Raw genomic sequence first — 13,311 nt, 5'->3', positions numbered from 1 at the left:
GCAGCGCAGCGGTCGAGAAGATCGAAGCGGCAGCCGACGCAGGCCTCTCGCAGTTCGTGAGCCGCGAAGTGACGAAGCTCGATCGTCCGGAACTGACGAGCGCGAAGATCATCGTGTCGGGTGGCCGGGGTCTCGGCAATGGCGAGAACTACATGAAGGTGCTCGAACCGCTGGCCGACAAACTCGGCGCGGCACTGGGCGCATCGCGTGCGGCGGTCGACGCGGGCTTCGTGCCGAACGACTATCAGGTCGGCCAGACCGGCAAGATCGTCGCGCCGCAACTGTACGTCGCGGTCGGCATCTCTGGTGCGATCCAGCATCTGGCCGGCATGAAGGACTCGAAGGTCATCGTCGCGATCAACAAGGATGAAGAAGCGCCGATCTTCGGTGTCGCCGATTACGGCCTCGTTGGCGATCTGTTCACCATCGTGCCGGAACTCGAGCAGGCGCTCGGCTAACCGCATCCAGCGGTTCGCGTCCGGCACAACGCGCAGTACGCGTCAGAAGAGGGCAAATGCGCGCCCAGCAAGCGGAATAATCATGAATGAGCTTAACGGATACGATTTCGAAGACCTGCGACCGGGCATGAGTGCCCGGTTCGCCAAGACCATCACGGAGGCGGACATTCTGCTTTTCGCGGGCGCGTCGGGAGACATCAACGCGGTTCACATCAACGAGCAGTTTGCGCAAACCACACCCTTCAAGGGGCGCATCGCTCACGGCATGTTGACCGCCAGCATCATCTCCGCGGCGATCGCGGGGCGGCTGCCCGGCCCGGGCACGATCTACCTCGGCCAGAACCTGCGCTTCAAGGCGCCGGTTCGACCCGGCGACACCGTGCAGGCCGAAGTGACCGTCAAGGAACTGATTCACGACAAGCGCCGCGTGGTGCTGTCCACCGTTTGCACGGTCGGCGGCAAGGTGGTGATCGAAGGCGACGCCGTGGTCATGCCGACAACCTGCCGCGACCGTGTCGTCGAGGACGCGGCTTGCGCCGTCAGCAAAGCATGATAGCGAGCCCCGCCATGAGAATGCCATTCAGCATGCCACACGAGTTTTCCACGGGCTGGGTCAATGCCGGCTTCGATTTCTGGCGTTTTTTGCCGGTCAAGGATGAATACGCTACGACGGTGCCCGACACCGACGGCTCGGACTTCGATTTCAACGGGCCGTTTGCGCGAGGCTCCGTGACCCATACGAGCGCCCACTACCTGCAACAGCAGGCGCAACTGTGGAGCGACGCCGTCGCCGGATTGGTCGGCGGGCGCACGGAGTTGAAGGCGGTCGCCGAGCCCGAGCAGGGAGACCGGCGCTTTCACGCCGACGACTGGTCCAGCAACGGCTGGTACAGCCTTCTTAAACAGAGCTATCTGATCAATGCCCGGGCACTCGCGGAGTTCGTCGAGGCGAGCGCGCTCGACGAAAAGGGCAAGCACAAGCTGCGCTTTTTCATGCGCCAGTTCATCGACTTCGCCAGCCCCGCGAATTTCGTCGCGACGAATCCCGAAGTCATCCGGGCGGCGGTGGAATCGGGCGGATCGAGCCTGCTCGCGGGCGTCACGCATCTGCTCGACGATCTGGGCAGCGGCTCGATTTCGATTACGGATCAAAGCGCGTTCGAAGTGGGCCGCAGCGTTGCCACGTCCAGTGGCGCGGTGGTCTATGAGAACGATCTGTTTCAGCTGATCCAGTACGAGCCGCTGACACCGAAGGTCGCCGCGCGGCCGCTCGTGATCGTTCCTCCGTGCATCAACAAGTTCTACATCCTGGATCTGCAGCCGGAGAATTCCTTCGTGCGCTTCGCCTGCGAGCAGGGCCTGACGGTGTTCGTCGTGTCGTGGCGCAACCCGCAGCAGGACACGGCGCAGACCACTTGGGACGCCTACCTCGAGGACGGCGTGATGCAGGCGATCAGCGTCGCGCGTGCGATTAGCCGGGCCGACCAGGTCAATGCATTGGGCTGGTGCGTGGGCGGCACGATGCTGTCGTCGGCGCTGGCGGTCATGCGTGCGAACGGCGACGACTCCGTGGCCAGCCTGACGCTGCTGACGGCGTTGCTCGACTTCACCGACCCGGGCGATCTCGGCGTGTTCATCGACGAGCAGGGCGTGGCGATGCGCGAGCATGCGATCGGTGGCGGTGGGCTCTATCCCGGACGCGAACTCGGCTTCGTATTCCAGTCGCTGCGTGCCAACGATCTGATCTGGCCGTATGTCGTGAACAATTACCTGAAAGGCAAAACCCCGGCCGCGTTCGATCTGCTGTACTGGAACGCGGACACGACCAATCTGCCCGGCCCGATGTACAGCTTCTATCTGCGCAACATGTACCTCGAAAACAGTCTGTGCGTGCCGAACAAACTGAAGTTCTGCGACACGCCGGTGGACCTCGGCAACATCGATATCCCAAGCTATCTGATGGCGGCCGAGGAAGATCACATCGTGCCGTGGCGGTCCGCCTATCAGTCGACGCAACTACTGGGCGGTCAAACCGAGTTCGTGCTGGGGGCAAGCGGCCATATCGCGGGTGTGATCAATCCGGCGACTAAGAACAAGCGCAGCTACCGAATCAACGATGCCTGCGACGAGAACGCCGACGAGTGGCTCGCAACGTCGGTTCAGCAGCGCGGCAGCTGGTGGAATCACTGGATCGACTGGGTCAAGCAGCATTCCGGCGAGCAGGTCGAGGCGCGCACGAAGCTCGGCAACAGGAAGTACAAGGCAATCGAGAGCGCACCGGGCCGCTATGTGAAGCTTCGCGCCGAGTGACCGGATGGCGATAGCGGGTGCGGCAACGACGGGGGGTGATGCTCAGTGCATCACCCTCCGTTTTTTTGTCTTCACTGCCACCGGCCGTCACTTCGCATGGCTCGCGCGCCAGTCGCGCGGCGTCATGTGGAAGCGCGACACGAACCAGTTCGTGAACGATCCCTGTTGCGCGTAGCCGAGAAGCGCCGAGACGCGTCCGATCGGATAGGTGGGATTGCTCATGTAACGCACGGCGAGTTCGCCGCGGACTTCCTCGACCTGATCCGAAAAACTGGTGCCGGCCGAATTCAACTGCCGTTGCATGGTGCGTACGCTCAGACGCAAATAACGTGCAACCAGCTCGACGTTCGCCTGCTCGAGCGGCAGCAGCAGGTAGATCGCCTTGCGCACTTCCAGCGCGGCCGATTCCGCGGCGCTCACGTTCAGCGGAGAGGCGAGGCTTTCCGCATAGCGCACGAGTTCAGGATCGGCCAGTGGATTCGGGTAGTCGAGATCGGCGCTTGCGCAGACGAACCCGTTGAAGTCGCTGCCGAACACCAGCGGACAGCCGAAGAAGCGTCGATGAAACGTCAGGTCTGCGGGCGCCGGATGCGTGAAGTGGACCTCGCGCGGTTTCCAGAACTGGCCGAGCAGGGCACCGGAGTGCCGCGCGAGGACGCCGAGCGCCAGTTCGATCGCCTGCCTTGTCGGGGTACCCCGTTCGACGACGAGTTCCTCCCGAATGGTGACCGTATTGTCCGCGTCCTCGACGTACACCGCCAGCGCTTCGTTGAGCAGATGGCGGTATTCGGCCGCGGCCAGCAACACTTCGCGCAGCGTGCGTTTGTGCGCGAGCAGGACATTGATCACGCCGCTGCCGAAGGTCTGCCGCGTTTCCGCCATTTGCAGCGCGAGGGTCGGGCACGACGCCTTTTCGGCCGTCATTTCCAGCAGCCGGCAACAGGCGGTGGCCGATACGCGATCGTCCGGATTCGCGAGCGCGCCGGCGTCGATGCCGGCCTGTTTCGCGAGCTCGACCGGATTGAGTCCAAGCCGTCGCGTCACTTCGAAATAACCGCTCATGGCTACCGACGTCACCATCGTTTCCATCGTAGTTTCTCCGGACGATTCATACGCTGAGTATTTTTCTAGTCATTAAACACTTCCTTCGCGCAATTATTGGTGTTAACGCGCAGTGGCACGAATCGCTAAAAGGATGGCGTCCAATCATAAAAGTGTAGCGCGCGATTGCCGTATTGTGGGCACATGTCGTTCGATGTGTTCCAGCCAATTTTCACGCGACCTCGCGATAGCGGAACACCGTCACTTCAAAACTGGATGGAGGCAAACAAATGCAATTTCTCGACGATTCGTTGCACCCTGAGAATCAGGACAAGGTAGTCATCACCACCGCCCCTTACGGCCCGGAATGGATGCCGGAGGACTTCCCGGAAGACATCCCCGTGACGATGGACGAGCAGATCCAGAAGGCCGTCGATTGCTACAACGCCGGCGCCACGGTACTGCACCTGCACGTGCGTGAACTGGACGGCAAGGGCTCGAAGCGCCTGTCGAAGTTCAACGAACTGATCGCGGGTGTGCGCGCGGCAGTGCCCGACATGATCATTCAGGTCGGTGGCTCGATCTCGTTTGCACCGGAAGATGACGGACAAGCCGCGAAGTGGCTGTCCGACGACACGCGTCATATGCTGGCCGATCTCGATCCGAAGCCCGATCAGGTGACGGTCGCGATCAACACCACGCAAATGAACATCATGGAGCTGCTCTATCCGGAGTATCTGGCAGGCACCTCGCTTTCCAACCCCGGGTTCATGGCCGCCTATAGTGAAATGACGGTACCGGCTGGCCCCGCATGGGTCGAGGAACACCTGCGCCGCCTGCAGGCTTCGGGCATCCAGCCGCACTTCCAGCTCACCGGCATTCACGCGCTCGAAACGCTCGAGCGCCTCGTGCGCAAGGGCGTCTACAAGGGCCCGCTGAATCTGACGTGGATCGGTATCGGTGGCGGCTTCGACGGCCCCAATCCATTCAACTTCTTCAACTTCGTGCATCGCGCGCCGGATGGCTGCACGCTCACCGCCGAGTCGCTGCTGAAGAACGTGCTGCCGTTCAACATGATGGCGATGTCGATGGGACTGCATCCGCGCTGCGGCATCGAGGACACGATCATCGATCAGCACGGCAAGCGCTTCACGTCGGTGCAGCAGATCGAGCAGTGCGTGCGCGTCGCGCGCGAACTGGGGCGCGAAATTGCCACTGGCAAAGAAGCGCGCGAGATCTATCGTATTGGTGTGCAGTACGAGACGGTCGAAGAGACGCTGGTCGCCAACGGCATGGCGCCGAACCGCCAGGCCGGTGTCAGGAACCTGCCGCTTCGCGCGGCGTGATCACCAGGAGCCCGGGCCGGCGCATTGGCCGAGGCCGGGCTTCATGGCTAACGCTTCCGGTGCATAGCGGGGAGCAGATAGCTGAATCCATAACAGGTCGTCGGCCCACGCGGGCAAGGCGGCCGCCAGGGAGTCAGCGTGGAAGGAGACAAAATATGCTCGTTCAGCATGCAGCGCCCGCGACGGGCGAAGTTTCGGCAGCTCAAACAGACGTGCGCGCTTATGCGTGGGTAGTGTTTGCGTTGACGGTCGGATTGCTGCTTTCCGACTATATGTCGCGGCAAGTGTTGAATGCCGTGTTTCCGCCGCTCAAGGCGGCATGGCATCTGTCCGATGCGCAGCTGGGTTCGCTCAGCAGCGTGGTCGCGCTGATGGTCGGTGTGCTCACGTTCCCGCTGTCGGTTCTGGCCGACCGCTGGGGCCGTGTGAAGAGCATCGTGCTGATGGCGGCGATGTGGAGTCTCGCGACGGTGGGCTGCGCGATCTCGGCGAACTATGGGCAGTTGCTGCTGGCACGTGCCTTTGTCGGAATCGGCGAAGCGGCCTATGGCAGTGTCGGTATCGCAGTTGTTCTGAGCATCTTTCCGGTCCGGCTGCGCTCCACGCTGACCGGCACCTTCATGGCGGGCGGCGCGTTCGGCTCGGTGCTGGGCATGGCGCTCGGCGGCGCGGTGGCGGCTCACCTCGGCTGGCGTTCGGCATTCGGCGCCATGGCGGCGATGGGGGTCGTGCTGGTCGTGATCTACCGCCTCGTCGTCACCGAAAAGCGTCTTGTGCCGCTGCAGCCTGCGAGCGTGACGAGGCAGGCGCAATCGCGCGGCATGTGCATGAGCCTGCGCGCGCTGATGAAGGGGTTGTTTTCGACGAAGTCCGTGGTGTGCGCCTATGTGGGCAGCGGCCTCCATCTGCTGGTTCCCGCCGCTGTGTGGGCATGGATGCCGAGCTTCCTGAATCGCTATTACGGCATGGCCACCGGCAAGGCTGCGATGTGCGCGGCGGTGTTCGTGCTGGTGACCGGGGTGGGCATGGTGGTGTGCGGAAACCTCGCCGACCGGCTCAGCAAGAACATGCGGGAACGCAAGTGGAGCGCCGCGATCGCCTTCTGCCTCGCCTGTTTCGTTCTGCTCGCGATCGGCTTGCGGATGCCCGCGGGGCCGTGGCAACTGGTCGTGATCGGCGCCGGCATGTTCTTCTGCGCCGGTGCGAGCGGCCCGTCGGGTGCGATGGTGGCGAACCTCACGCCGCCGACGATTCACGCCTCGGCGTTTGCGACCCTGACGCTCGCGAACAACCTGCTGGGCCTCGCGCCGGCGGCTGTTCTCACGGGAATCATCGCCGATCGGATCGGACTGCTGGGCGCGTTGCAACTGGTGCCGTTCGCACCGCTCGTCGCGGCCGCCGCATTCATGATCGGCAAACGGAACTACTCGGGCGATCTGGATCGGCTGAACACGCTGCGCGAGCAGGCGGCACGCTGACATCGCATGGTGCCGCGCGGACGGCGCGGAGCACCGAACCTGTAACTGCGCCGCTGGCGCAACGAATTCTGCAAAGTGCAGATCAAGTAAAGAATTGGAGAGTCAACATGGCAAAGGCAGTTCGCTTTCATGAAACCGGTGGTCCCGACGTGCTGCGCTACGAGGACGTCGAAGTGGGCAACCCCGGTCCCGGTCAGGTTCGCCTGCGCCATCAGGCAGTGGGCCTCAATTTCGCCGACACCTACTTTCGCAGCGGCCTGTATCCGGTCCCGCTGCCCGCGGGGATGGGCGTGGAGGCCGCGGGCGTGGTCGAGGCCGTTGGCCCGGACGTCACGAACGTCGCGGTGGGCGATCGTGTGACCTACACGGGCTTTCTCAACACGCTCGGCGCGTACAGCACCGAACGCCTGATTCCGGCCGCGCCGCTGATCCGGCTGCCCGATGCGATCGACTGCGAAACGGCTGCCGGCATGACCATGCGCGGGTTGACCTCCGCGTATCTGATGCGCCGCATTCACGACTTCAAGGCGGGCGACACGATCCTTCTGCATGCCGCCGCCGGCGGTGTCGGCCTGATCGTTTCGCAATGGGCGAAGCTGCTGGGTCTGACCGTGATCGGCACGGTTTCGAACGAGGCCAAGGGCGAGGTGGCCCGCGCGCACGGCTGCGACCACGTCATCAACTACAGCCACGAAGACGTCGCCAGGCGCGTGCGCGAACTGACCGATGGCGTCGGCGTGAACGTCGTGTTCGACAGCGTCGGCAAAGACACCTTCGAGGCCTCGCTCGATTCGCTGAAGCGCCGCGGTCTGCTGGTTTGCGTCGGCACGGCCTCCGGCCCGATCCCGCCGTTCAATCCGCAACTGCTGGCTATGAAAGGCTCGCTCTATCTGACCCGCCCGGCGCTGGCTGACTACATCGCCGACCCGGCCGAGAAGGACGAGCTTGCCGGCGAAATCTTCGGGCTCATCGCCTCGGGACGCATCAAGATCGAGCTGAATCAGCGCTATGCGCTCGAAGATGCGGCGCAAGCCCATCGTGATCTGGAGTCGCGCAAGACGACGGGTTCGTCGATCTTCGTCATCTAAGGAGCTGGCCATGCGAGTCGAACAACTGACGTACTCGATCGGCGCCGAACTGATAGGGGTGAATCTCGCCCACGCCATCCATGACGATGGCCTGTTTGCCCAAATCCGCTCGGCGCTGCTGAAGCACCGGGTGCTGTTCCTGCGCGACCAGGACATCACGCGTGCCGAACACGTGGCGTTCGCGCGCCGCTTCGGCGAACTGGAAGACCATCCGGTCGCGGGCAGCGATCCGGAAAATCCGGGCCTCGTGCGGATCTACAAGACCCCGGATCAGCCCAACGACCGCTACGAAAACGCGTGGCATGCCGACGCCACCTGGCGCGAAGCGCCGCAGTTCGGTGCCGTGCTGCGCTGCGTCGAGTGTCCGCCCGTCGGCGGCGACACGATGTGGGCGAACATGGTCCTCGCCTACGAGAATCTGCCGGCGTACGTGAAGGCTCAGGTCGCGGACCTGCGCGCGCGCCACAGCATCGAGGCGAGCTTCGGTGCCGCGATGCCGATCGAAAAGCGTCTCGCGCTGAAGGCGCAATTTCCGGACGCGGAGCATCCGGTCGTGCGCACGCATCCGGAAACGGAGGAGAAGGTGCTGTTCGTGAGCGCTTTCACGAGCCATTTCACGAACTTTCATACGCCGGAGCGAGTGCGCTTCGGGCAGGACGCGAATCCGGGCGCGGGCGATCTGCTGCGCTATCTGATCAGCCAGGCGTACATCCCCGAGTACCAGGTGCGCTGGCGCTGGCAGAAGAACAGCATCGCGATCTGGGACAACCGCAGCACGCAGCACTATGCGGTGATGGACTACCCGCCGTGCCACCGCAAGATGGAACGCGCCGGCATCGTCGGCGACAAGCCGTACTGAACTAGCAGGTAGCTTCCCATGAATTACGAATTGAAACCGACCATTCTGATGGTTCCGGGTCTGCGCGACCACGTCGCGGAGCATTGGCAAACCCTGCTGCAGCAACGGCTGCCGAAAGCGCTGTCGGTGCCGCCGCTCGAGCACGACAAGCTCAGTTGCGCGGCACGCGTCGCGGCGCTCGATGCCACGCTCGCGCGGATCGACGGCCCGGTCATTCTGGTCGCGCATAGCGCTGGCGTGATGATCACCGTGCATTGGGCGGCGCAGCACAAGCGCGAGATTCACGCTGCGCTGCTCGCGGCGCCCGCGGACCTCGAGACGCCGATGCCGGCGGGCTATCCGGAGCTGGATACGCTCGAGCAGAACGGCTGGCTGCCGATTCCGCGCAAGCCGCTGCCGTTTCCGAGCATCGTCGGCGCGAGCCGCAACGATCCGCTCGCGCGGTTCGAGAAGGTGCAGGAGATGGCGCAGGACTGGGGCAGCCGCCTCGTCGATCTCGGCGAAGTGGGGCACCTCAACCCTGCTTCGGGCTTTGGCGAATGGCCGATGGCGGAGACGTTGATTCGCCGCCTGGTACTGATGTGACGCGGCCCGCGTTGGATCAGAAGGAGTCTGGGATGTCGCGTCGGATCGTGGTGGGTATTGCCGGCGAGCTCGCGCCGGGCCAGCGCAAGCTGGCCTTCATCGACGGCCGCAGCATCGTGCTGTTCAACGTCGAAGGCACGCTTCACGCCATCGACAACACATGTCCGCACAACGGGGCCGCGCTGTCGAGCGGCCAGCTGGAAGGCTGCATGTTGCGCTGTCCGGCGCACGGTCTGCGCTTCGACGTGCGCACGGGCTGCATGGCGGGAACAGGCGGATTGAGCGTGACGACCTTCCCGGTCGAAATAGTGGATTCAAAGGTGGTGGTGAGTCTCGACGAGGCGAACGCGACGCCCTCGCATGCGCGAGTCGGCAGCGCGGCAACGGAAGGCCGGTAGGCCAAGCCCGAGACGCCACAACCAATCAGGAGACGGAAAGATGCAAGGCTTGATGATGCAGCAGTCGCTGCTGGTTTCCGCGCTGCTCACGCACGCGGAGCGCCATCACGGCGAACAGGAAATCGTGTCGCGACGCGTGGAAGGAGACATCCATCGTTATTCGTATCGGCACCTCGCGCAGCGCGCGCGCCGTATGGCCAACGCGCTGTCGACGCTCGGCGTCGGCCAGGGCGAGCGCGTCGCGACGCTCGCGTGGAACGGCTATCGCCACATGGAGCTCTATTTCGCGGTGTCGGGCTCCGGGTCCGTGCTGCATACGCTGAACCCACGACTGCACGTCGACCAGCTCGCGTACATCATCGAGCATGCGGAAGATCGTGTCGTGTTCTTCGACCTGACCTTTCTGCCGTTGATCGAGAGCGTCGCGCCCCGGGTGAAGAGCCCGAAAGTATTCGTGGCGATGACCGATCGCGCGCACATGCCGCAAGCGAACGACCTGACCGGCATGCTGATGTGCTACGAGGATCTGCTCGAGCTGCACGACGACGTTTTCGAGTGGCCGCTGCTCGATGAAAACAGCGCGTCGTCGCTGTGCTACACGTCGGGCACCACCGGCAATCCGAAGGGCGTGCTGTATAGCCATCGTTCGACCGTGCTGCACACCTACGCGGCGGCGCTGCCCGATTCGCTGAACTGTTCCGCGCGCGACGTGATCCTGCCGGTCGTGCCGATGTTTCATGTGAACGCGTGGGGGCTGCCCTATATCGCCTGCATGGTCGGCGCGAAGCTGGTGTTTCCGGGGCCGGCGCTCGACGGCAAGTCGCTCTATGCACTGATCGAAACGGAACACGTGACGCTGTCGGCCGGCGTGCCGACGGTGTGGCAGGGACTGCTCACGCATGTCGATGCGATGGGCGGGACCTTCTCGTCGATGCGACGCACGGTGATCGGCGGCGCGCCGTGTCCGACCGCGATGACCGAGGCGTTCCAGAAGCGCCACCGGGTGGAGGTACTGCACGCGTGGGGCATGACCGAATTGAGCCCGATCGGCACGGTCTGCAGCTTCAAGGCGCATCAGCAGTCGCTGCCGATGGAGGATCAGTACAAGGTTCAGGCGAAGCAGGGACGCGCGCTGTTCGGCATCGACATGCGGATCGTCGACTCCAACGGTAATGAATTGCCGTGGGGCGGCGAGAACGCTGGCGATCTGCAGGTGCGCGGTCACTGGGTCACGCAGCAGTACTTCGGCGCCGACGTCGAGTCGCCATTGTGCGACGGCTGGTTTCCGACCGGCGACATCGCGACGATCGACCGGCACGGCTTCATGCAGATCACCGATCGCAGCAAGGACGTGATCAAGTCGGGCGGCGAATGGATCAGTTCGGCGGCGATCGAAAACGTCGCTTATCTGCATCCGGAAGTCTCGACGGCAGTGTGTATCGCCGCACGGCATCCTAAGTGGGACGAACGGCCGCTGCTGCTGGTCGTGAAAAAGCCGGGCAGCGAGCTGGCCAGCGACGAACTGCTGTCCTTCTTCAACGGGCGGGTCGCGCGCTGGTGGACTCCCGATGCAGTGGTGTTCGTCGACACGGTGCCTATCGGCGCAACAGGCAAGGTCCTGAAGAACCAGTTACGCGATCAGTTCGGCAACTACTACCTGCCCTGACGCACGGCTTTCGCAGCAACGCAGTTCGATTCACGCAACAACGCGACCGGGTACGCCCGGCGCACACAAAACCACCAACCACTTGAAGCGACCGCAGCATCGGCTTTTGCGCCACCGCCGGTACGCGAAGGAGACACAATGAAGTTGAAGTCAAGCAGCGCTGTCGTGTTGGCCATTTTCGCCACCGCGGCTCATGCGCAGTCGTCAGTGACGCTTTATGGCGTAGTCGATACGGGGCTGCTGTATCAGAGCACATCGGCCGCTACCTTTCTGCCGCACGCGCCGAACACGGGCAAAATTTATCAGCTGAAGGACGGCGGTATCTATTCGAGCTTCTGGGGTATGAAGGGAAGCGAGGACATCGGCGGCGGCTACAAGATCAACTTCAAGCTGCAGGGCGCGTTCAACACCACCAACGGCAAGTTCGGTCTGTCCGACACGCCGGGCGTCACGGCGATCTTCAACCAGTTCGCGACGGTCGGCGCATCGGGGCCGTTCGGTACCTTCGACGCCGGGCGGCAGATCGTTCCGATGATCTACGCGATGGCGGAAACCGACGTCCGCGGCGCGCAGTATTTCGGCAGTGTTCTGACCGCGTGGCTGGGCATCAATCAGGCGGCCGGCTGGCCAGGCACGAGCACGAACGCGCCGATCGGCGCGCTGTACGACAGCAACGCGCTCGTCTACAACTCGCCGAAATTCCATGGCGCGTCGCTCGCGCTCGAGTACGCGCCGGGCGGCGTCGCCGGTCAGTTCCAGGGCGGTACGCGCGAGTCGGCCGTGCTCAAGTATTCGAACTACGGTCTGAATCTGTCCGCGTTGTATTACAACGGCCACGATACCAACCCGTACCCGATCACCTACCCGGCGGCGCCCGCTATCCCCGCGACCGGGCTTGCGAACAACCGTTTCTACTATTTCGGTGCGTTGTACACGATCGCCGGATTTTCGGTGTCGGCCTCGTACGGCGCCGGCAAGAACCCGGCCCATACCAACACCGCGGACTTCGAAATGATCTCGGGGGGCCTCGGCTACCAGTTCAATCCGCGTTTCAAGATCACGTCCGGGTACTACTACCTGAAAGACAAGAACAACTCGGCGAACCATTCGGGCGAGTTCGCCGTGGGCGCGGAATACAACCTGTCCCAGCGCACCAAGGCTTACGCGCAGGTGGGTTATGTCAACAACAGGGGGACCATGAATCAGACCATCGTCTATGGCGCCCCGGTTGCGCCTGGCGTGTCCACCACGGCGGCCATGGTCGGCATCCGCCATAACTTCTGATTACGTCGCCTATAACAACTGGAGTATTCGATGAAAAGCATTCAGGCACGCGCGTTGGCGATTGCCATATTGATTCTGGCCGCGTCGAGCAGCGCATGGTCGCAGTCGGGCCAGACGGCTAGTGCAGCTTCGGGCGCACCCGCGATGTCAGCTAGCGCAGCCGCTCCCGTCAGCTCGAGGAAAGCCAATCGCGCGCTGCGTCGGCAGGTGTATGCCGCGATCGGCAAGCATAAGGAGATCAGCGCCGGCAATATAAGCGTCATCGCAAAGGGCGGCGCGGTGACGCTGAGCGGCACGGTCACCGACGTTTCCCAGATCAATCAGGTCGCGGAGATCGCGAAGGGTGTTCCGGGGGTGACTTCGGTGACCAACAAGCTCACGGTGGAAAAGCCGTTCGGCGGGATGTAAAAAGAGCTCACGCATCGGGGGATTAAGCGCGAGGAGCCCAATATAACAATCCACTAGCTGTCGAACAGCGCCGTGTAACGGCGCTGCATCTCTTCAGGCGTGAGCGCTTCGATCTGCGTGCCGAGCATCCATTCGTGGCCGAATGGATCGCGCACGGTCGCCGAGCGCTCGCCATAAAAATGATCGGTTAGACAGCATGACTCCCGTGAGGCAAAGGCTGGCCCGCCGTGAGGAATCAAACGCGGGTTAGCATTGCTGCCAGAGCCGCACGGTGTGGACAGGGCCACACCCGGCGATTTCCGACACGGAGGCCAGCATGGAACACGATAGCACGCTCTACGTGGGTCTTGACGTTCACAAGGACTCGATCACGGTTGCCTATGCGCTCGG

At 63.2% G+C, this 13,311-nt stretch carries 13 protein-coding genes and 1 pseudogene; 12 read left to right on the top strand and 2 right to left on the bottom strand.

The features are described from left to right. The 3 genes from F6X40_RS39790 to phaC all read left to right on the top strand — a co-directional run. A partial coding sequence (locus tag F6X40_RS39790; RefSeq protein WP_222946296.1) for an electron transfer flavoprotein subunit alpha/FixB family protein occupies positions 1-458 on the top strand: 458 nt, incomplete at its 5' end. A gap of 82 nt (positions 459-540) precedes the next feature. Continuing rightward, on the top strand, positions 541-1,011 hold the full coding sequence (locus F6X40_RS39785) for a MaoC family dehydratase (RefSeq protein ID WP_184074472.1): 471 nt from the start codon (positions 541-543) through the stop codon (positions 1,009-1,011). Positions 1,012-1,025: 14 nt separating this feature from the next. Next, the gene (gene phaC / locus F6X40_RS39780; RefSeq protein WP_187631647.1) at positions 1,026-2,768 is read left to right on the top strand and encodes a class I poly(R)-hydroxyalkanoic acid synthase; all 1,743 of its coding nucleotides are present in this window, start codon (positions 1,026-1,028) and stop codon (positions 2,766-2,768) included. 87 nt (positions 2,769-2,855) lie between these two features. On the opposite strand, the gene F6X40_RS39775 is transcribed toward phaC, so the two are convergent. Further along, the gene (locus tag F6X40_RS39775) at positions 2,856-3,857 is read right to left on the bottom strand and encodes an AraC family transcriptional regulator (RefSeq protein WP_184074476.1); all 1,002 of its coding nucleotides are present in this window, start codon (positions 3,855-3,857) and stop codon (positions 2,856-2,858) included. Between the two features lie 242 nt (positions 3,858-4,099). Here F6X40_RS39775 and F6X40_RS39770 point away from each other — a divergent pair, with 242 nt between their 5' ends. From F6X40_RS39770 to F6X40_RS39730, 9 genes are all read left to right on the top strand, one after another. Beyond that, positions 4,100-5,155, top strand: coding sequence for a 3-keto-5-aminohexanoate cleavage protein (locus tag F6X40_RS39770; protein ID WP_090809455.1), 1,056 nt, complete (start codon positions 4,100-4,102; stop codon positions 5,153-5,155). A gap of 155 nt (positions 5,156-5,310) precedes the next feature. Further along, positions 5,311-6,633, top strand: a complete 1,323-nt coding sequence (locus F6X40_RS39765) for an MFS transporter (protein ID WP_184074478.1) — start codon at positions 5,311-5,313, stop codon at positions 6,631-6,633. A 107-nt stretch (positions 6,634-6,740) separates the two neighbouring features. Then, positions 6,741-7,721, top strand: coding sequence for a quinone oxidoreductase family protein (locus tag F6X40_RS39760; RefSeq protein ID WP_184074480.1), 981 nt, complete (start codon positions 6,741-6,743; stop codon positions 7,719-7,721). 10 nt (positions 7,722-7,731) lie between these two features. Next, positions 7,732-8,580 (top strand): TauD/TfdA dioxygenase family protein, encoded by an 849-nt coding sequence (locus F6X40_RS39755; RefSeq protein WP_184074482.1) that lies wholly within the window; start codon positions 7,732-7,734, stop codon positions 8,578-8,580. 18 nt (positions 8,581-8,598) lie between these two features. Continuing rightward, complete coding sequence (locus F6X40_RS39750) at positions 8,599-9,165, top strand: RBBP9/YdeN family alpha/beta hydrolase (RefSeq protein WP_187613938.1); 567 nt, start codon at positions 8,599-8,601, stop codon at positions 9,163-9,165. Between the two features lie 32 nt (positions 9,166-9,197). Beyond that, the gene (locus F6X40_RS39745) at positions 9,198-9,563 is read left to right on the top strand and encodes a Rieske (2Fe-2S) protein (RefSeq protein WP_187631646.1); all 366 of its coding nucleotides are present in this window, start codon (positions 9,198-9,200) and stop codon (positions 9,561-9,563) included. A 40-nt stretch (positions 9,564-9,603) separates the two neighbouring features. Continuing rightward, positions 9,604-11,229 (top strand): 3-(methylthio)propionyl-CoA ligase, encoded by a 1,626-nt coding sequence (locus tag F6X40_RS39740; protein WP_187631645.1) that lies wholly within the window; start codon positions 9,604-9,606, stop codon positions 11,227-11,229. A 138-nt stretch (positions 11,230-11,367) separates the two neighbouring features. Further along, complete coding sequence (locus F6X40_RS39735) at positions 11,368-12,513, top strand: porin (protein ID WP_187631644.1); 1,146 nt, start codon at positions 11,368-11,370, stop codon at positions 12,511-12,513. A gap of 30 nt (positions 12,514-12,543) precedes the next feature. Continuing rightward, the gene (locus F6X40_RS39730; RefSeq protein ID WP_187631643.1) at positions 12,544-12,921 is read left to right on the top strand and encodes a BON domain-containing protein; all 378 of its coding nucleotides are present in this window, start codon (positions 12,544-12,546) and stop codon (positions 12,919-12,921) included. A gap of 53 nt (positions 12,922-12,974) precedes the next feature. Here the strand turns inward: F6X40_RS39730 and F6X40_RS39725 are convergent. Further along, a pseudogene (locus F6X40_RS39725) lies at positions 12,975-13,112 on the bottom strand (VOC family protein); the annotation flags it as partial. Positions 13,113-13,311 lie beyond the last annotated feature (199 nt).

It is taken from the genome of Paraburkholderia sp. UCT31, assembly GCF_014397655.1.
In the GTDB taxonomy this organism is placed as follows: Bacteria; Pseudomonadota; Gammaproteobacteria; order Burkholderiales; family Burkholderiaceae; genus Paraburkholderia; species Paraburkholderia tuberum.
This window is presented reverse-complemented; position numbering and strand designations above follow the sequence as displayed.